General features: G+C 70.4%; 17 protein-coding genes and 1 other RNA gene. 7 read left to right on the forward strand and 11 right to left on the reverse strand.

Annotated elements, in window-relative coordinates:
* Positions 1-4 precede the first annotated feature (4 nt).
* The 5 genes from RR49_RS13050 to RR49_RS13070 are packed head-to-tail and all read left to right on the forward strand — an operon-like array spanning position 5 to position 5,204.
* Positions 5-1,396, forward strand: a complete 1,392-nt coding sequence (locus tag RR49_RS13050; protein WP_045248512.1) for an FAD-binding oxidoreductase — start codon at positions 5-7, stop codon at positions 1,394-1,396.
* Positions 1,393-1,998 carry a pyridoxamine 5'-phosphate oxidase family protein gene (locus tag RR49_RS13055; RefSeq protein ID WP_048808884.1) on the forward strand — a complete coding sequence of 202 codons (606 nt, stop codon included), beginning with the start codon at positions 1,393-1,395 and terminating at the stop codon, positions 1,996-1,998. Before RR49_RS13050 ends, RR49_RS13055 begins: the two co-directional genes overlap by 4 nt.
* Positions 1,995-3,071 carry a methylenetetrahydrofolate reductase C-terminal domain-containing protein gene (locus RR49_RS13060; protein ID WP_045248513.1) on the forward strand — a complete coding sequence of 359 codons (1,077 nt, stop codon included), beginning with the start codon at positions 1,995-1,997 and terminating at the stop codon, positions 3,069-3,071. Before RR49_RS13055 ends, RR49_RS13060 begins: the two co-directional genes overlap by 4 nt.
* The gene (locus tag RR49_RS13065; RefSeq protein WP_045248514.1) at positions 3,071-3,805 is read left to right on the forward strand and encodes an SDR family NAD(P)-dependent oxidoreductase; all 735 of its coding nucleotides are present in this window, start codon (positions 3,071-3,073) and stop codon (positions 3,803-3,805) included. The genes RR49_RS13060 and RR49_RS13065 overlap by 1 nt, the downstream gene beginning before the upstream one ends.
* Positions 3,806-3,863: 58 nt before the next feature.
* Positions 3,864-5,204, forward strand: a complete 1,341-nt coding sequence (locus RR49_RS13070; protein WP_045248515.1) for an amidohydrolase family protein — start codon at positions 3,864-3,866, stop codon at positions 5,202-5,204.
* Positions 5,205-5,232: 28 nt separating this feature from the next.
* Here RR49_RS13070 and RR49_RS13075 read toward each other — a convergent pair whose 3' ends face one another.
* From RR49_RS13075 to RR49_RS13090, 4 genes are all read right to left on the reverse strand, one after another.
* On the reverse strand, positions 5,233-6,030 hold the full coding sequence (locus RR49_RS13075) for a creatininase family protein (protein ID WP_045248516.1): 798 nt from the start codon (positions 6,028-6,030) through the stop codon (positions 5,233-5,235).
* Between the two features lie 99 nt (positions 6,031-6,129).
* Positions 6,130-7,314, reverse strand: a complete 1,185-nt coding sequence (locus tag RR49_RS13080) for a nitrate ABC transporter substrate-binding protein (RefSeq protein WP_045248517.1) — start codon at positions 7,312-7,314, stop codon at positions 6,130-6,132.
* Between the two features lie 61 nt (positions 7,315-7,375).
* On the reverse strand, positions 7,376-8,296 hold the full coding sequence (locus RR49_RS13085) for an ABC transporter permease (RefSeq protein ID WP_045248518.1): 921 nt from the start codon (positions 8,294-8,296) through the stop codon (positions 7,376-7,378).
* On the reverse strand, positions 8,296-9,078 hold the full coding sequence (locus RR49_RS13090) for an ABC transporter ATP-binding protein (RefSeq protein ID WP_045248519.1): 783 nt from the start codon (positions 9,076-9,078) through the stop codon (positions 8,296-8,298). The genes RR49_RS13085 and RR49_RS13090 overlap by 1 nt, the downstream gene beginning before the upstream one ends.
* A gap of 250 nt (positions 9,079-9,328) precedes the next feature.
* On the opposite strand from RR49_RS13090, the gene RR49_RS13095 reads away from it, so the two are divergent.
* Positions 9,329-10,549, forward strand: coding sequence for an MFS transporter (locus RR49_RS13095; protein ID WP_048808885.1), 1,221 nt, complete (start codon positions 9,329-9,331; stop codon positions 10,547-10,549).
* Here RR49_RS13095 and RR49_RS13100 read toward each other — a convergent pair.
* The 4 genes from RR49_RS13100 to ssrA all read right to left on the reverse strand — a co-directional run bounded on the left by RR49_RS13100 (position 10,542) and on the right by ssrA (position 14,971).
* The gene (locus RR49_RS13100) at positions 10,542-12,074 is read right to left on the reverse strand and encodes a carboxylesterase/lipase family protein (protein WP_048808886.1); all 1,533 of its coding nucleotides are present in this window, start codon (positions 12,072-12,074) and stop codon (positions 10,542-10,544) included. The genes RR49_RS13095 and RR49_RS13100 overlap by 8 nt on opposite strands.
* Before the next feature lie 66 nt (positions 12,075-12,140).
* On the reverse strand, positions 12,141-13,829 hold the full coding sequence (locus RR49_RS13105; RefSeq protein WP_045248520.1) for an ATP-binding protein: 1,689 nt from the start codon (positions 13,827-13,829) through the stop codon (positions 12,141-12,143).
* Positions 13,826-14,479 carry a response regulator transcription factor gene (locus RR49_RS13110; protein ID WP_245610989.1) on the reverse strand — a complete coding sequence of 218 codons (654 nt, stop codon included), beginning with the start codon at positions 14,477-14,479 and terminating at the stop codon, positions 13,826-13,828. Before RR49_RS13110 ends, RR49_RS13105 begins: the two co-directional genes overlap by 4 nt.
* Positions 14,480-14,602: 123 nt before the next feature.
* Positions 14,603-14,971, reverse strand: a transfer-messenger RNA (tmRNA) gene (gene ssrA, locus RR49_RS15510).
* Between the two features lie 208 nt (positions 14,972-15,179).
* On the opposite strand from ssrA, the gene RR49_RS13115 reads away from it, so the two are divergent.
* Positions 15,180-16,637 carry an MFS transporter gene (locus tag RR49_RS13115; protein WP_045248521.1) on the forward strand — a complete coding sequence of 486 codons (1,458 nt, stop codon included), beginning with the start codon at positions 15,180-15,182 and terminating at the stop codon, positions 16,635-16,637.
* 3 nt (positions 16,638-16,640) lie between these two features.
* Here RR49_RS13115 and smpB read toward each other — a convergent pair whose 3' ends face one another.
* The 3 genes from smpB to ftsE all read right to left on the reverse strand — a co-directional run bounded on the left by smpB (position 16,641) and on the right by ftsE (position 19,117).
* Positions 16,641-17,117 (reverse strand): SsrA-binding protein SmpB, encoded by a 477-nt coding sequence (gene smpB / locus RR49_RS13120; RefSeq protein ID WP_045248522.1) that lies wholly within the window; start codon positions 17,115-17,117, stop codon positions 16,641-16,643.
* A gap of 63 nt (positions 17,118-17,180) precedes the next feature.
* Complete coding sequence (gene ftsX, locus RR49_RS13125) at positions 17,181-18,098, reverse strand: permease-like cell division protein FtsX (protein WP_045248523.1); 918 nt, start codon at positions 18,096-18,098, stop codon at positions 17,181-17,183.
* Complete coding sequence (gene ftsE / locus RR49_RS13130; RefSeq protein WP_045248524.1) at positions 18,095-19,117, reverse strand: cell division ATP-binding protein FtsE; 1,023 nt, start codon at positions 19,115-19,117, stop codon at positions 18,095-18,097. Before ftsE ends, ftsX begins: the two co-directional genes overlap by 4 nt.
* Between the last annotated feature and the right edge of the window lie 34 nt (positions 19,118-19,151).

A 19,151-nucleotide genomic window follows, 5' to 3' on the forward strand; every position in this document is an offset into this window, starting at 1 on the left:
CCGCATGTCTGCCACCACCCTCGCCGCTGTCGACGCGGCCCGCATCGACGCCCTCGCGGCCGAGCTCGCCGAGATCCTCGGCGCCGCCGGCGTCACCCGCGAGGAGCAGGTGCTCGAGCGCTCGTCGCTCGACGGCTCGTATCTCTCGCCGCTGATCAGCGAGCAGCTCCCCCTCGGCCGCGCGCAGCTCGTGGCGTTCCCGGCATCGGCCCAGCAGATCGCCGAGACCGTCGCCGCCGCCGTGCGCCACAGGGTGCCGATCACGCCTCGCGGCAAGGGCACCGGCAACTACGGCCAGGGCATCCCGATGGCCGGCGGTCTCGTGCTCGACACCACCAAGGCCCGCGCGGTCGTCGAGGTCGGCGATGGCTTCATCGTCGCCGAAGCGGGCGCGCCGATGATCCAGATCGAGCAGGCCGCCAACCGCGCCGGCCAGCAGCTGCTCATGTACCCCTCCACGGTGCAGTCGACCCTCGGCGGCTTCCTCTCGGGCGGCTCGGGCGGCACCGGCTCGATCGCCCACGGGGTGCTCATGCACGGCTTCGTGCGCGCCATCGACGTCGTGTTCGCGAGCCCCGAGCCGGAGCTCGTGCATTTCGAGGGCGTCGAGGCCGAGAAGTACCTGCACAACTACGGCGTCGTCGCGATCATCGCCCGCGCCGAAGTGGTGCTCGAGCCTCTGCAGGAGTGGCGCGCGTTCTACGCGAGCTTCGACGACTACCACACGGCCTTCCAGCTGGTGCGTGAGTTCCGCGACCTCGAGCCCACTCCCCGACTCGTCTCCGGCGACGTGCCGCTGCTCGCCGACGCGCTGCCGGCCGACGAGGCGCTGCCCGCCGGGAAGGCGAGCCTGCGAGGCATCCTCGATGTGCGTTCGATCGAGGAGGCGACCCGTCTCGTCGAGGCGGCCGGCGGCACCGTCGAAGCGGTGCGAGAGGGCATCAACCACACCATGAAGGTGTCGATGACCAGCTACAACCACGCGATCGAGTGGCTGCAGAAGAGCTACCCGAACACGTGGTTCCACGTCGAGGTCAACGGTGACGCGCTCGTCGACCGGATCGATGAGGTGCATGAGGTGTACCCCGGCGAGAGCTGGCTGCACATCGAAGCGCAGGCGACGAAGCCCATCGGCATGCTCGCCGCGAAGTACACGACGGCCGAGGACCTGCTGGCCGGCTTCGACCGGCTCGCCGCGCTCGGCGTCGGCTACCACAACCCCCACCAGTGGTTCGTGGACTACTTCCCCGACCGTGCCCGCGAGATGGCCGCGACGACAGACCCGCAGGGTCTCCTCAACCCCGGAAAGCTCGTCAAGCCCGACGTCGACACGGGCACGAAGCCCTCCGTCGCCCTCACAGACGACACCACGGACGACGAGGCGGGCGCCTGGTGACCGGCTGGTTCGACCTCGCGGAGCGAGACGACTGGCCCACCGACCCGTTCGAACTGCTGACAGCCTGGCTGCCGGCGAACGACGACCCGGCGCGTCCGATCATGACGGTGATCACCGTCGACGAGACCGGAGCCCCCGACGGACGCACCCAGCTGCTCACCGAGTTCGATGCGGGCGGGCTGTACTTCCACGCCGACGCCAACTCACGCAAGTTCGCCCAGCTGGAGAACGATCCGCGGGTCGCCCTCGTCATCGCGCTGCTCGACGACAAGCATCAGATCACGGTGCAGGGCGTCGCCGAGACGCCGCCGCCGGGCGAAGAGGATGCCGCCTACCGCCGCCGCAACGTCTACCTGCAGCAGCTCGCGTGGCAGAACACCCACGAGTTCGCGCGACGACCGCTTCCCGAGCGCGTGGCCGCATGGGCGGCGTTCCAGGAGGAGCACGCCGACGGCTTCGAGCCGCCCGTGTCGTGGGCCGGCAAGCGCGTGCGCCCCACGCGCCTGACGTTCTGGGCCGGCCGCGACGACACGGCGTCTCGCCGCGTCGAGTACCGTCGTCAGCCCGACGAGTCCTGGACCGTCGAGGTGCGCGCCGGATGAACGCCCCCGCGGCCGTCGCCGACTGCCCCAAGTCGATGACCTACGGCCCGTGCGGCGGAGTGGGTCTCGACGGGCGCTGCGAGGTCGCACCGCATCCCTGCGTGTTCCTGCACACGGGCGTGATCCCGTGGTCCGGGGTGCGGCCGGATGCCGCGGCCCCGCCGACGGTCGCCGCAGCCCCCCTCCCGGACCCGGTGCCGTCTGCGGGCGCGGCGCGCATGCGCGCACTGCTCGCCACACGCCCGATCGTCGTGGCGGACTTCCCGGCGCGGCCGGTGGATGCGGCATCCATCGTCGACTGTGCACACGAGCTCGTCGGCGGAGTCGACGCGGTGCTGCACGGTGACGCCGGGCAGATGCGCGTGCAGTTCCCGCCGGCCTACCGCGCCCGGCTCGTGCAGGAGGCGGGCCTCGTCTCGTGGGCGGGCGTGAACACCCGGGATCGCAACCGGGTGGCGCTCGAAGGCGAGCTCGCTGCCCTCGCCCACGCGGGCGTCGGCGGTGTGCACTGCGTGACCGGTGACCACACCCTCACCGGCTCCCGGCCGGAAGCTCGACCCGTCTTCGACCTCGACTCGACCGAGCTCGCCTCGCTCGCGCATCGAGCGGGCCACCTCGTGTCGGTCGCCGAGTCGCCGATGGCGCCGCCGATCGCCGAGCGCGCCGGACGTCTGCTCGAGAAGCAGCACGCCGGCGCGGAGATCTGCTTCGTCAACCATTCGGGCGGCGCCGAGCTTGTCGCGGCCTTCATCGGCCGCGCGCGCGACCTGGGAGTGACGACGGGCTTCATCCCGTGCCTCCCCATCATCCTCAGTCACGCGAGCGCGGCCCTCATCCGCTCGTTCACCGAGCTCGCCCTGCCACCGGGCTACATCGAACGCATCCTCGCCGCACCGGATCCTGTCGCCGAGGGCGTGGCAGCGGCGATTGAGCTCGGGAGGGAGTTCCTCGAGATCGACGGCGTCGTCGGCGTGGACCTCTCGGGCGGCGTCGACGACGGCACCGAGATCGAGTACGCCCGGGCGGTGGCCGCGATCGGCCGCGCGCTCGGCGGCGGAACGGAGACGAACTGATGGGCACCCTCGACGGCAAGCGTGTGATCGTGACGGGCGCGGCCCGCGGCATCGGGCGTGCGATCGCGGCGCGCATCGCGGCCGAGGGCGCGAAGGTCGTGCTGCTCGACCGCGACGCCGACGCGATCGCCCAGACCGCGGCAGATCTCGGGGTCGCCTCTCTCGCCGTCGACCTCGTGGATGTCGCCTCCACCCGCACCACGATGCGCGCGGCGATCGATCTGCTCGGCGGTCTCGACGTGCTCGTGAACAACGCGGGCGTGTTCCTCAGCGGCGGACTGCTCGAGACCGACCCGGCCGACTGGGACCGCGTCCAGGTCATCAACACCCGCTCCATGCTCGTCACGACGCAGGAGGCGGTGCCCGCGATGCGCGCGGGAGGCGGCGGCCGCATCATCAACCTTGCGAGCATGGCTGCGAAGTCGGGCGGCGGCTTCGAGGGCGCCTACGCCGCCTCCAAGGCCGCCGTCGTGGCGCTCACCCGCGCGACGGCCCAGGAGTTCGGCTCCGACGGCATCACCGCGAACGCCCTGTGCCCCGGATACGTGCTCACCGAGATGGGCGCCGACACCCGCACCCCCGAGATGGTGGCGGCGTGGTCGTCGCGCTCGCCCCTCGGCCGCTGCGCCGCGCCCGACGACGTCGCCGACGTCGCGGCGTTCCTCGCGGGCGACGCCTCGCGCTACATGACGGGCCAGTCGGTGAACGTCACCGGCGGCATGATCATGCACTGAGTCGGATGCCCCACGGGCACCGTCGTCCCACCCGTCACCCGTCCTCCGGAGTCCGCCGATGACCACCCTCCCGCCCGCTCCGTCCCTGCGCGTGCACGGCGCACGCGCCATCGTCGTCGACGCAGACACGGTGCGCACCGGCGACCTCGTCATCCAGGGAGCGCGGGTGGCGGAGGCATCCGATCTGCGCACCGTCGACACGCTCGACGCCGATGGCGGGATCATCACGGCCGGGCTCGTCAACGCCCACCATCACCTGCTGCAGAGCGGATTCCGCACGCTGCCGGGCACCCGCGGGGTGCCGATGGCCGCCTGGCTGCCCGCGATGGCTGCGGCGTATTCCGCCGCAGGCATGGATGCGGAGCTCTTCGGCGTCTGCGCCGAGGTGGCCGTCGCGGAGGGCTTGCTGAGCGGCGTCACCACCGTCGCCGACCATCACCTGAACTGGCCGCACGGCGCGCCGATCGAGGAGACCGTCGACATCGCGCGAGCGATCGCGACGTCCGCTGCCCGCCTCGGCGGACGCCTCGTCTATGTGCGCGGGTCGGCCCGTGACGACGCCGACTGGGCGGGCGCTTCCGCCGAGGCGATCGCGGCCTCACTGCTCGCCGACGGTCACGACGGGGGCGTGACGGCCGATGGCATGCTGCAGTACGCGGTCGGACCTGCCGGCGTGCACAGCGACGGCGAGGCGACCTTCGCCGCCCTTGGCGCGGTCGCCGCGCGGTGGGGACTGCGGCGCCGCACGCAGGCGAACGAGCAGGTGGATGTCGCGATCGCCCTCGATCGCTACGGACGCCGCCCGATCGACCTGCTCGAGGAGTGGGGCTGGCTCGCCGACGACGTCACGATCGCCCACCTCGTCGACATCACCGACGACGAGCGCCGCCGGATCGCGGCCGCCGGTGTCACCGCGACCCACGCCCCCGGATGCGACGTGCCGATGGGCTGGGGAGTCGCGCGGGTCGCTGATCTCCTCGACGCGGGCATCGCCACGGGACTCGGCACGAGCGGCGGCGGCTCCAACGACGCCGGACACCTGCTCGCCGACGCCCGTCTGGCCCTGCAGGTGTCGGGCCTTACGGGCAGGCCGCTCGCCGCGGCATCCGTCATCGACATGGCCACGCGCGGGTCGGCCCGCGGGCTGGGCCGACCCGAGCTCGGACACCTCGCCCCCGGGGCCGCCGCCGACTTCTGCGTGTGGGACGTCAGCGGCGTCGCCGACGCGGGCGTCGCCGACCCGATCGCCGGGCTGCTCTGGGCCTCGCCCGGACGCCGCCCCCGCCACGTGGTGGTCGCGGGCCGCGTCGTCGTCCGCGACTACCGGCTCGTCACCGCCGATGAGCACGACATCACGGCACGGATGTCGCACCTGCTCGCCGAGCGCGCCGCGCGCTGAGCGGAGCAGCGCGGCGGGCGACGGCGACTCAGATGAGGGTCGTGCGCTCGGGCAGCGTGAAGCGGTCGATCTCGCCGAGCGCGACGAGACCTCGTTCGATCGCCTCGTCGAACAGCGCCTTTCCGGCCGCCGCCGTCGCCGCTGTGGGGTCGCCGATGATGCCCGCCGGGCCGAAGTCGTCGGAGAGCCAGCCGAAGGAGACCGGCTTGCCGTTGAACCCGAGCATCTCGTAGTCGTCGAACCACTCCGGCACGTTACGGGCGAACAGCTCGGGGTGCACGAGGTCGGGACGCAGGTGCATGACGATGGATGTCTCCGCCCACCCGCCGTGGATGCCGAGGCCGTGCTCGTCGGGGAGCGTCGGATCGTCGGAGGTTCGACCGGCGGTGCCGAGGGCCGGCATCGAGAACGTCTGGAGGCCGAACCGTCGGCGCAGCTCGCGGTTCGCCACCTGCAGGAGGGCGACGTTGCCCCCGTGGCCGTTGACGAAGACGACCTTGCGCGCGGGCGTCGTCGTGATCGAGCGACCGATCTCGACGAGCACGTCCATGAGTGTCTCTCCGCTCAGCCACAGCGTGCCCGGCGCCCAGCAGTGCTCGTCGGACTTCGCGATCTGCAGGGTCGGCAGCTGCCAGGCATCGATGCCGGCCTCGCGTGCGCGGGGCACGAGGGCTTCGACGGCGGCCTCCGCCATCAGCGCATCGGTCACCAGTGGGAGGTGGGGCCCGTGGTGCTCGATCGCGCCGATCGGCACCAGCAGCACCGAGGCCGGAGTGAGCACGGTCGCCGTCTGGGGGCCGGTGAGTTCATGGAAGCGCGTGGTCACGGGGCATCCTTCTGTGTGCGGGTCGCGCGTGTCGGCGGCGGGGGGACCGGGTGGGGCACGCCGATGCCCCCGGCGCGGGGCCGGGGGCATCGGGTGGTGTTACTTGAGTCCGATCGAGGTGTCGATGAACTCGTTGGTGTACAGATCGGTCGCCTTCAGGCCGGGCGCGATGTTCGTGCCCAGATCGGTGTAGATCTTGGAGGCCTTGGTGAAGAAGTCCGCCATGCGGGCGTCGTTGAAGTCACCGATGGTGGAGTTGTCTCCGTTGGAGACGATCTTGTCGGCGAGCATCGTCTTGACCGCGTAGTCCGCGACACCGGGGCTGTAGCTCCAGCTCGCGTTGTAGCCGGCGATCGCCTTCTGGATGAGGGCGTTGGCCTTCGACGGGTCGGCGAAGTAGTCGACCTCGGCCTGCTGCAGCACCGGCGTGAACGCCTTGAGGCACGGGGTCAGCTTGTCGAAGTCACCGGTCTTGGCGACCATCTCCGACTGGTAGGGGTCCCAACCGGTCGACGAGATGAGCGAGTACTTGACCGGCTTGTCCCAGGCCGAGACCTCGTTCTGGTAGATGTACGGCTCAGCGGAGGCGAAGCCCTGCTGGACGCTCTTGCCCTCGGCGGCCACGAACTGGTCGGGCGCACCCGAGTAGCTCGAGTCGGTGTTGGCCTTGTCGACGTAGCCCTGCGAGATCAGGTAGTCCATGTAGGCCGATCCGCTGAAGTACAGCCACGAGCCGCCGGTCGACTTGAGCGCCGCGCCGATGTCCTTGACACCGGTCACGTTCGGGTAGGTCGCCGGGTCCCACATGACCATGATCGGGCTCTGGTCGAGGGGCGCGAAGAAGGCCTTCGTGGGCACCTTGCCCGAGTTGGCGATCTGGTCGTCGGTGGTGACGTAGCCGAAGGTGATCGAGTCGTCGGTGTACATCTGGGTGGCGACGTTGTTGAAGTTGATCGCCGCGCCACCGGCGCGGATCTCGAGCTTCACACCGGTCGACTTGCCGCCGGCGTAGAGCGTTCCGACGACGGCCTTCTTGTCGGCCTCGACGGTCGCGTCGTCGCCGAGCATCTGGTACAGGTGACCGTGCTCCGACTCGGGCCACCAGTCGGTCTGGACGACGATGGTCGACGGGCAGCCGGCCGCGGCGAGGTCGACCGTGCCGGCCTCCGCAGAGGCCGCGGCGCTGGAACCGGTGGTGGTGCTCGACGAACACGCCGCGAGAACCGCGGCCATGGCCACGGCGCTCAGGATCGCGCCCGCACGAACAACGGTGCGTGTGTGCATGTGATCTCTCTTTCGGGTGAGACGGATGGTGCGATGCGGGAGTGGTGCAGGTTGAGGGGGCTCAGGTGGTCGGCTCGTACCAACGGCCGACGACGAGCTTGGAGAGGGCGCCGAAGATGATGAACATGGCGACGCCGAGGAGCGCGGAGACGATCAGCGCGTCGAACAGCTGGGGCATGTTCAGCAGGCGCACGTAACGCTGCATGAGGGCGCCGAGGCCCGGTTCGCCGCGCTGGAAGAACATGTCGCCGACGATGGCGCCGACGACCGACAGGCCGGCGGAGGTGCGAAGGCCCACGAAGATCGACGGCAGCGCGCCGGGGAACATGAGCTTGGAGAGCACGGTCCACTTGGAGGCCTTCTGCAGCTTGAACAGCTCGTGGTAGGACTTGTCGAGCGACTGCAGACCGAAGAGGGTGTTCGACACCATCGGGAAGAGCGCGATCATCACGCACACCACGACACGGGCGCCGAACTCCTGGCCGAACCAGATGCCGATCAGCGAGACGAGCGCGAGGATCGGGATCGTCTGCAGCACCACGGCGTAGGGGTAGGTCGAGTTGTAGACCCACTTCCACAGGGCCATGCAGGTAGCCCATGCGATGCCGAGCGCCGAGGCGATGAGCAGTCCCACGATCGCCACGCCGGTGGTGCGGGCGAGCCCGGTGATGATGTCCGCCGACACCGACGGGTCGAAGGCCATCACGAACACCTCCCCCGGCGTCGGCAGCAGGAATCGCCGCTGGGGCGTCTGCATGGCGTTGAGGAGGTACCACCCGGCGATCACGAGCACGAACACGCCGAGCGGCGGGAGCAGGGTCAGGATCGTGCGCCTGACCTTCTGACCGAACGTGCGCTTCGCCTTGCGGCTGGGGCCGACGGTGGCGGGTTCGACGGCGGAATCGAGGTGCGCGGCGGCGACCGTGGGCTCGACTGCTGCCTCGGGGGTCACGGCGGAGGTCTCGGTGGACGGCGTGGACATCAGCGGTGCCCTTCTCGGAGCGCGTGCGACACCTCGCCGACGAGCTCGGCGAAGTCGGGGGTGTATCGGATGTCGGGGTTGCGGTCGGCCATGGCGAACGGCACATCGAAGCTCTTCACGATGGTGCCGGGCCGGCCCGACATGACGATCACCTTCGTGGAGAGGTACACGGCCTCGGACACCGAGTGGGTGATGAACATCCCCGCGAAGCCCTTGGCGATGAACAGCTGGATGAGCTCGTCGTTCAGGCGCTCGCGGGTGATCTCGTCGAGTGCACCGAACGGCTCGTCGAAGAGGAAGAGCTCGGGGTCGAGGGTGAGCGAGCGTGCGAGCGAAGCGCGCATCCGCATGCCGCCGGAGAGCTGCTTGGGCAGGTGCTTCTCGAACCCCTTGAGGCCGACGAGGTCGATCGCGGCATCAGCCTTGGGGCGGCGGACGCGGATGGGCTGGTTGTTCAGCTCGGCGAGCAGCTCCACGTTCTGCTGCACGTTGCGCCACGCGAGGAGGGTGGCGTCCTGGAAGACGTAGCCGATGCGGTCGGTGCTGACGTCGACGGTGCCGCGGCTGGCGGTCTCGAGTCCGGAGGCGATGCGCAGCAGCGTCGATTTGCCGCAGCCGGAGGGTCCGACGACGGTGAGGAACTCGCCGGTGCGCACGGAGAGGTCGACACCGTGGAGGGCGACGGTGCCGTTGGGGAACTTCATCTCGACGTCGGTGAACGACACGAGATCCCGGGTCTGCGGGAGGGGGGTGGAGCCGGTGGGAGGTGCGACCGTGGTCACGACGGACTCGCTTTCGCTCGAGGGGTGGCGACGCCGCGTCTTCGGGGCGAATGTTGATGCGCTCAACAACGCTCAAGTTAGGGATCGGGTGTTTCGCTCATGTGTCGCCGCTGTAACCCTGATCGAAAACCCGGATGCCGCCGCCTCCCCGCCCGCTCGACGGCCTCGCGCGCGTGCCTAGACTGACGACGCCGGCGATTGTCCCGAGGGAGTCTCCCGAGTTCGACCGGCCAGAACAGGCCGGGTCGTCATGACCGCAATCGACCTCGATCGCTATCGCCGTGCGCTCATCGCCCCCGGCGCTCCGTGGTTCTCCCTCGCGGGGCTGCTCGCCCGCTTTCCCCGAGGAGCGCTCTCGCTCGGCGCGATCCTGCTCGAGTCGGGCGCGAGCGGAAGCTACGCGCTCGGCGGTGCGATCGCCGCGACGTTCGTCGTGGGACTGTCGCTCGCGGGACCCGTGTGGGCGCGCGCGATGGATCGCGTGGGACAGCGCCTGCCACTGCTGGCGTCCGCGGCGGCTCTGATCGTGTCCACCGCCCTCCTCACCGGCGCGGTGCTGTGGCGGTGGCCGGTGTGGACGTGGTTCGGGCTCGCGGCGATCGCCGGGGTGTGCTGCCTCGATGTCGGTCCCGCGGTGCGTGCGCGGTGGACCGCGCTCCTGGCCGGCGACGATCGACAGAGCGGATTCGCCATCGAGACGATCGTCGACGAGATCCTCTACGTGCTCGCGCCGCCGCTCGTGACGGTGATCGCGGTCGCCGCGGCTCCCGCGTCGGGCCTGGCGGTGATCGTCGTCATCGGTGCCGTCGGACTCGCCTGGCTCGGCGTTCTCACCCGCTCACAGCCCATCCCGCGCGGCCGGGAGCGCCGCGCGCGTCTCGTGCCGCCCCTCGGCATCCTGCCGCTCGTCGTCGCCTGGATCGGCGTCGGCGCGATGTTCGGCGCGTTCGACATCACTGCCGTCGCATGGGCCGCCGAGCTCGGCGGCGCATGGCTCACGGGCGTACTGATGGCGGCGTTCGCCCTCGGCAACACCGTCGGTGCGATCGTCTACGGCGCGTTGACGCTGCGCCCGTCGGCACGGGCCCGGTGGCTCGCGCTCACCGCGCTGGTGGCGGCCGCGGCCGTCATGCTGCCGCTGGCCGCCCGGGGGCTCGTGCTGATCGGGGTCGTGCTGCTGTTCGGGCTGCTTGTCGGTCCGCTCCTGGTCGCCGGCTTCGCCCTGCTGGAGTCGCGTGTCGATCGCGACCGGGTCACGGAGCTGCTCGCCTATCCCTCGATCGGCTCGGGCATCGGCATCCCGCTCGGGTCGATGATCGCGGGGGCATGGATCGACGCGCAGGGCGCGGCATCCGGATTCCTCATCGTCACCGCGGCCGCGGCCGCCGCACTCGTGCTCTCCGCCGCAGGCGAGGGTGTCGTCGCGGTGGTCGCGCGGGTGCGGCGGCCGGTGGTGTCGCAGGTCAGCTGAACGAGAGCACCTCGTCGCCCCAGGCGCTGCGCAGGGCCGCGTCGAGGTCGGGAACGACCGAGTCGGTGTGCTCGATCACGAGGGTGTCGCGCGCGGCGGCGTCGTAGCGCGGCCAGTCGACCGCGCCGTCGGCCGTGGGCTCCTGGCCGTAGGCGAACCGGGTCCACCGCTCCTGCATGCGCTGGGAGATCTCGATCGCGGCGCGCTTGCCGCCGAGCTTGAACGTCGGGTCCTTCGGGCCGCTCGTGAGGTTGCCCCACAGGTAGGGCAGCTCGGTCGCGTGTGTCGCGCCGAGACCGATCAGGCGCAGGAAGGGCGCACTGTGGTCGAAGCGGTAGAGGTAGGTCGGTGCCACGCGGCTGTGACCTTCGGCCACCCACAGCGTCGGCATGCGGAAGCCGATGTCGCGGGCGATGCCGAGACCGATCGCGCCCTGGCGGGCGTGCTCGTAGGCTCCGCGCACCTGCTCGATCGGCGGCATGTCGATGGACGGGTCGTCGGCGGCCATGTCCGTGAACATCTGCTGGATGCGGTCGTCCGTGATCGGGATCAGCGGCGACTTCATGAACTTGAACAGCGACGCCTCGTCCTTGTTCGTCCCGATGATGAGCGGAACCGGGATGCCGCGGCCCTCGCTGAGCACGTCGACGGGAGCCTCGGGCAGCAGGTCGCCGTCGACGATCGGGGCGAAGGCGAGTGTGCCCGGGTCGGTCGAGGGGACGGCGGCGTAGACGGCCTGGCCGACCCGCACGACATCCTCGACGGGCAGCTCGCGCAGTGCCGTCACTGCGGCACCGTCGAGGCCCGCCTCGGTGACGAAGCGCTCCGCGACGGCACGGGCGCGTCCCGGACCGTACATGCTCGATGCCGGCGACGACTGGGCGATCGCGCGGTGGAAGAGACCCTCGGCGGACGGCACGGCAAGGAGCGTGGTGACGAGGCCGCCCCCCGCGGACTCGCCGAACACGGTCACGCGGGACGCGTCACCGCCGAAGGCGGAGATGTTCGTCTGCACCCAGCGGAGGGCCGTCAGCACGTCCTTGAGGGCGAGATTGCGGTCGAAGCCGCCCTCGGGCAGCAGTTCGCTGAGGTCGAGGAAGCCGAGCGCGCCGATGCGGTAGTTCACCGTCACGATCACGACCTGGCCGCTCGTCACGATCGACGTCGCGTCGAACAGCGGCTGGCTCGACGAACCGAACGTGTACGCACCGCCGTGCAGCCAGACCATCACCGGCAGCGGGCCGGCGGCGTCGGCGGGCGCCCACACGTTGAGCGAGAGGCAGTCCTCGTTCTGCACGATGTCGGTGCCGAGGGGGATCGACGGGTTCACCGGCTGCGGGCAGACCGGGCCGTAGGCGAGCGCGTCCAGGACGCCCTCGACCGGGGCGGCCGGCACCGGGTCGCGCCAGCGCAGCGGGCCGATCGGCGCCTCCGCGTAGCGGATGCCCCGCCACGACGTGACCTTCGCGGCGGTGGCGCCGCGGAAGGTTCCGGCGGGGGCGGTGATGGTGGTGGCGTCCAACATGACGGGGTCTCCTTGAGCGTTGGTCTGGGGTGCGATAGCCCGAAGCTATCCGCCCTCTCCGGGCGCTCAGGCGGGATGTACGGCTGACACGACAGGATGCCGCGATCCGCCCGGATCGACCACGAGAAGCGCCCGCAGTACCACGCTGTCTGCCACCTGTACGAGCTCGGCGCCGAGGGAGCGCACGTGGGACGCCGGGCGCAGCGCGGCCCCCCGCGGCAGGATGCCCTCGCAGCGCACGGCGAGGCGCAGCATCCGCCCGGCACCCGTGGATGTGAGGTCGACGCTCACCCCCACCCGACGCGCGTCGGCGTGCTTGACCGCGTTGAGAAGCCCTTCGGCGACGATGTCGTAGGCGTCCCGCGCGAGCGTGCCATCGCCGTCGAGCGCGGCGCGGGCGTCGTCGTCGATGCGCACGTCGACGGCGATCACGTGCGCCCAGGTGGCGATGACCTGGTCGACGGCCTCCGCCCCGACGGGCGGCGCCGGGCGCGCGAACACGTCGGCGGCCTGCGCGAGCAGCTCGTCGATGTCGGCCGCGATGCCTGCGCTCGGCGTCTGCAGCTGCAGCACGCAGCGGGCCTGCACGTCGCGATGGAGGATCTGGGCGGCATCCGTCAACGCCGCCCGAGCGGGGGCGGTGCCGCGGCGCAGCGCCCGCTGCTGGGAGGCCACGGCGTGGGAGAGGCGGCGCTGCTCGACCTGCAGCGCGTGCACGACGGCGGCGAGCATCGCGAACGCGAACGCGATCAACGGGAACGCGAGGGCGGGGATCAGCACCCGTATGCCGGTCAGTCCACCGAGCACCGAGGCGAGCGACAGCGCGAAGCCGGTGAGGACGGAGACTCCGAGGAAGACTCCGGCGCGCGCTCTGCCGCCACTGAGCACCGACAGGCGGCGGGGCAGGTAGTCGGTGGCGAGCGATCCGATCACGAGGAACACGGCGCCGACCACGAGTACCGCGGGGGTCGCCGCCCGGACCGCATAGGGAAGCATGAAGACCAGGTAGACGAGGCCGACGAGGCCGACCGGCGGCAGGCGCAGGCCGAACAGTCGCGCGCGACGCACGTCGAGCTCACCGGGCATCCGGGGCGGCTCCGCCGCCGCGAGATCGGCCAGTTCATGACTTTCCGCGCGGGCTGCGTCGGCTGCGAAGGCGCGCACCTGCTCGACAGTGGGCGGGTCGTTCCATTGGGCGAGGCGGGTGCGGGCGTCGTCGACGACGCGCACGACGAGCGCCCGGGCCGCACGATCGTAGGCCTCCGTGCTCTGCTGCGCTGCGGCGAGCTCGGCCCGCACCGAGCGAAGCAGCGCGTTGACGCGCCGGCGGGAACGGATCGCGTCGACGACGAGCGCCGTGACGGACAGCGTCACGAGCCACACGATGAGGTTCGTGGCGACGCGGAACGCGAGAACCTCGACCGAGTCGCCCGGGAATCCCGCGGCACGCAGCGCCGCGTCCTGCACGAGCGGTCGCGCGGCGGCAGCGACGGCCACGCCGGCGAGCACGGCGGTGGCACGACCCCGTGGCGTCGGGATGTTCCGTTCGAGGACGGCGACGAGCCCGAGGAGGAGGCCGAAGACCAGCGCGCCGATGAGCGACACGACGAACCCGTCGAACGCCTCATCCGGCGGCAGGTCGCCGGCGGGGCTCACGACGGTGAGCGAGAGCGCGACGGCGACCGCGAGCGTCCAGATCGAGACGTAGGCGCCGCCGCCGACCACGTGGACGACGGCCGACGCCAGTCGTCTCATCGCACGGGTCCGAAGGCGGAGATGTAGGCGGCAGCCGCGGCGACGCGGGGAGTGACAGCAGGATCGCCGGTGAGGCGCATCCGCTCGAAGATGCGGCTGATCGACCGTTCGACGGCGCGGACCGTTGCTCCGGATGCCTCGGCGATCTGCTCGTTCGACCAGCCGCGCGCGATCATCGCGAGTACGTCGATCTGGTGCCGCGTGAGGGTACCGAGCTTGTCGGCGACGGGCGCTGCGACGGTCGGCGCCGGTGTCGGGTGGGTCGACAGCGCCGTCTCGAGCGCCTCGAAGAGCACCGCGGGCGAGGTGAGCGCGTCTTTGCTGACGAACACGGCACCCGCCACTCCGAGCGGCTCGGCGCCCGCGGCGGCGCGCGGGTAGCTGGAGAGGAAGACGATGCCGAGGTGCGGAGCGAGTCGGTGGAGCGTCTGGGCGAGGTCGATGCCATTGGGACGACTGCCCAGGTCGATGTCGGTCACGAGGGCGTCGGGATCGACCTCGGCGAACAGTCGCATGGCCTCATCGGCGGATGCCGCGCCGGTCGCATCCCAGCCGTTGCGGGTGAGCAGCTCGCACGCGAGCGTGCGCAGCGCCGCCTGGTCCTCCACGACCAGCACGCGACGCACCCACCCCGCTCCCACGGTGTCCACGCTAGTCGAGGAAACGGTGCCGATCGGCACGATGACAGCCCGCAGCGACGCCGAAGGTCGGGTTACGCAAGCTCGCGGCATTCGACCTCTGAGTGGCGGCCACTCCCAGTGCGACAGCGGCGATGGTGGAGATGGGGGGAATCGAACCCCCGTCCATCGCTGGGTCTCTGCGCCTTCTCCGGGCGCAGTCTGTGCAGACGTGTTCTCAGTCCCGACGCTTGTCACAGACACCTGCGTCGACGGACTCATCCTGAAAGAGTCCCTCGCAACCCTCAGGCGAGGTTACGAAGCAAGATTCCTAGATGACGCCAGGACCCGTATCGGAATCACATACGGACTGACGGACTCGGGCTCGCTGCTCAGGCAGCGAGGGCGAAGTCGGACTGCGACTTGTTGGCAGTTATTGGTTCGCAGGGGGCGTTCACGAGATAACCCTGCATCCTCGGCCCGCTTCTCGCAGATTCGCAGGCGATGTCGAAACCGATCATCCCCATGTTCCCTCGGTGAGGGGCCGCTGTCGCACTGTGGAGTTGCCATGCCCTTGCGGGCGATCGGAGGCGCGAGGCATCCGAGCGTTTCAGAATACAACGGATGCCGCGCCCCTGCCATTCCCCGCCGTCACCGCGGCGCGCGTGTGACGCCCACGGCGCGGCGCACCCGCCGATACAGTGAACCCACCCGGACCTGTGGAAGGAGCGCGATGTCTGCGCGCGTGAGCTTGGGCGCCCTGGCGGGCGTCGTCGGATTCCTGGCCTTCGTCGAGTTCACGAGCGGCGTGCTGCAGGGCTACTACACCCCGATGCTCACCGACATCGCCCGGCATCTGTCCATTCCCGACGCCGACGTGAACTGGCTCGAGGGAACCCAGCTGATGCTCTCGGCGCTGGTCGTGCCCGCCTTCGCCAAGCTCGGCGACATGGTCGGACACAAGCGGATGCTGCTCATCTCGACCGCACTGACCGCAGCCGCGTCGGCGGCGCTTCCGTTCACCGACTCGTTCCCGGTCTTCCTTGCGGCGTGGGCGCTGCAGGGCTTCTACGTGGTCTGGCTGCCGCTGGAGATCGCCCTCATCTGGTCGCGCACGCGCGGCCGAGAGGGGCGCGCTGTGCTCACCGCGCGTGCGGCCGGCCTGCTCGTCGCGGCGCTCGAGATCGGCGCGATCTCCGGCGCACTCATCGGCGGTGCGCTCGTGGACGCGCTGCCCCTGCAGCTGGTGCTCGCGATCCCCGCCGTCGCGGTGGTCGCCTGCTTCTTCGTCGTCCTGTTCGGTGTGCGCGAATCGCCCGAGACCACCGGCGGCCGCCTCGACACCGTCGGACTCGTGCTGATCTCTCTGGCGTTGCTCTCGTTCACGGGCGGGCTGAGCCTGCTGCGCATCAACGGCCCGACAGATCTGTTCTCGTGGGGGGTCACGCTCATCGGCGTCGCGCTGGTCGTGCCGTTCGCCCTGTGGGAACTGCGCCATCACGACCCGCTCATCGACGTGCGCATGTTCCGCTCCCCCGCGCTCGGTCCCGTGTTCCTGACAGCGGGCCTGTTCGGCGTGAGCGTGCTCGGGTCACAGGCACCGCTGTCGACCTTCGCGCGCACCGACCCGACCGTCGCAGGGTTCGGCCTCGGCACGACCGGCTTCCAGACGAGCCTCATCATCGGCATCTACCTGATCGCCATGATCATCGGCGCGCTCCTCTTCCCTGCGATCTCACGCCTCGTCACCCCGCGGGTGACGCTGATCGGCGCCGCAGTGCTGGTGGGTGTCGGCTTCCTGCTGTTCGTGCCCTTCCACTCGGCCTACGCGAACGTCGTCATGAACATGGTCGTCGTGGGACTCGGATCGGGCGCGCTCGTCGCCGCCCTCCCCGCCGCCGCGGCATCCGCTGCGCCGGCCACCCAGACCGGCGTCGCGACGGGTCTCACCAACTCCGTGAAGACCGTCGGTGGCGCCATCGCGTCATGCGCGTTCGGCATCGCACTGTTCCAGGGCAGCCTTGGCGCCGAGGGCGGCGGGCAGACCGCGGCATCCTTCTCGGGTTACCTCACCGTGTGGATCGTCTGCGGCGTCACCGCGCTCGTCGCCGCCGTGCTGCTGGTGTTCGTGCCGAAGCAGGCGTTCACGGATGCCGCGGCCGACGTGGCCGAGGCATCCGCCCAGGTCTGAGGATCAGTCGCCGAGGCGGTTGCGGGTGCGCATCGCGCGCTCGGCCTCACGGCGGTCCTGGCGCTCGCGCAGCGTCTGGCGCTTGTCGTACTCGGCCTTGCCCTTCGCGACCGCGATCTCGACCTTGGCGCGGCCGTCAGAGAAGTAGAGCTTGAGCGGCACAAGCGTGTAGCCGCCGGCGGAGATCGCATGGCTGAGCTTCACGATCTCGTCCTTGTGCAGCAGCAGCTTGCGCAAGCGCTTCGCGGAGTGGTTGTTCCAGGTGCCCTGCGAGTACTCGGGAATCGTCACCGCGTCGAGGAACGCCTCACCGCGCTCGATGAACGCGTACCCGTCGGAGAGGTTCGCGCGCCCCTGGCGTAGCGACTTCACCTCGGTGCCGGTGAGCACCAGGCCCGCCTCGTACGTCTTCTCGATCGAGTACTCGTGGCGCGCGCGACGATTGGTCGCGACGACCTTCTCCCCGCGTTCCTTGACCATGACCTGCTCCTCCGGGATACTCGCGCCGATCGACGCGAGCCCTCCAGTCTATCGGAGCCGGGATCAGGCGCGAAGCCACCGCCGGATCGCGAATCCCGCCGACAGAGCGGCGAGCACCACGCCGATCACGATCATCGCCGGGATGACGTACCAGAGGTCGTCCGTCGTGACCCAGGAGGTGATGAACGTCACCCTCGGCTGCAGGTAGCTGCCGACGCCGAACTGCACGCCCGCCCACACCGTGACGCTCGCGAGCGCCGACCCGATGACCGCCGAGATCACGCCCTCGAGCACGAAGGGGGTCTGGATGAACCGGTTCGACGCTCCCACGAGGCGCATGATGCCGATCTCCCGGCGTCTGGCGAACGCCGACAGCCGAATGGTCGTAGAGATCAGCAGTACCGCGGCGATGAGCATGAGCACGGCGATGCCGACGGCGATGTAGGTCGCGACCGTCAGCGCCGAGAACAGCGGCTGCAGGTACTGCATCTGATCGGCGACCTCTTCGACGCCCGCGGTCGAGGAGAACTGCTCGGCGAGCACGTCGGACTGCGACTGGTCCTTGAGGTTGATCCAGAACGTCGCATTGATCTGGTCGGGGCTGATCACCGAGGCGTACTGCGATCCGAGCTGCTGGATGGCGCTCTGGTAGGCCTCCTGACTCGTCTGGAACGTGTAGTTCTTGATGAGCGGCGCGAGCGTCGATCCGTCGAGCGTCGCCTTCACGGCGGCGATCTGGTCATCGGTGGCCGCGGTGCCGGGGGCGCAGTTCTTCGCCTGGGACACTGTCGAGCACATGTAGACGGCGACCTGTGCGCGGTCGACCCAGAACGAGCGCAGCTTGCCGATCTGCGACTGCATGAGCATGGCGGCGCCGACAAAGGTCAGCGACACGAAGGTCACGAGGATGACCGAGATCACCATCGAGGCGTTGCGGCGCAGCCCGCCGAACGCCTCGCCGAGAACGAGTCCGAGCCTCATCGCGTGGGTCCCACTTCCTCGCCCGGGCCCTCGAGCCCGAGACGGTCGGCGACGCCCAGCGCGTCGAGCGAAAGATCATCCGCCTCCGTGGGGCGGGGTGCTGCCGGTGCCGGCGCGGCGGTCGGCGCGGCCTGCGGAGCGGGCGCCTGCGGCGGGGTGACCGGCGCCGCGTCGGGCGCCGCCGGCTGCGGCGCCACCGCGGGCTGCGCGGCGACCGGCGGAACCGGCGCCTGGGAGTCCGCGGCGATCTCCTTCTGCAGCTCGATGACCTCGGTCAACGCAGCGACGGCGGCCGCGCCGCGCTCCTGCTGCGGCTGCAGTCGCGGGATCGACGAGGTGTCGCCATAGCCGCCGTGACGCTCGTCGCGCACCATCTCGCCGCCGCGCAGCTCGATCACGCGGCGCTGCATCTGGTCGACGAACGCGGCCTCGTGGGTCGCCATGAGCACAGTGGTTCCGCTCGCGTTGATGCGGGCGAGCAGCTGCATGATGTCGACGGATGTCGCGGGGTCGAGGTTTCCGGTCGGCTCGTCGGCCAGCAGCACCTGGGGACGGTTCACGAGGGCGCGGGCGATCGCGACGCGCTGCTGCTCACCACCGGACAGCTCGTGCGGAAGGCGCTTCTCCTTGCCGGCGAGGCCCACGAGCGCGAGCGCCTCGGGCACCGCCTGGTGGATGAATCCGCGTGAGGATCCGATCACCTGCAGGCTGAACGCGACGTTCTGGAAGACGGTCTTGGTCGGCAGCAGCCGGAAGTCCTGGAACACCGAGCCGATGTTGCGGCGGAAGTAGGGGACCTTGCGGCTCGCCACCCGTCGCAGATCCCTGCCGAGCACGACCACACGGCCCTGACTGGGGATGTCCTCGCGGAGGATCAGACGCAGGCACGAGGACTTCCCCGATCCCGACGCCCCCACGAGGAAGACGAACTCGCCGCGTTGCACCTCGAAGTCGACGCCGTTGAGGGCGGGCTTGGAGGTGCCGCGATACCGCTTGGTGACGTTCTCGAACCGGATCATGGCTGTGTCAGCCTAAGCGCGGCTCTCGCGGCAT

The sequence above is a fragment of the Microbacterium ginsengisoli genome, assembly GCF_000956535.1.
Lineage (GTDB): Bacteria > Actinomycetota > Actinomycetes > Actinomycetales > Microbacteriaceae > Microbacterium > Microbacterium ginsengisoli.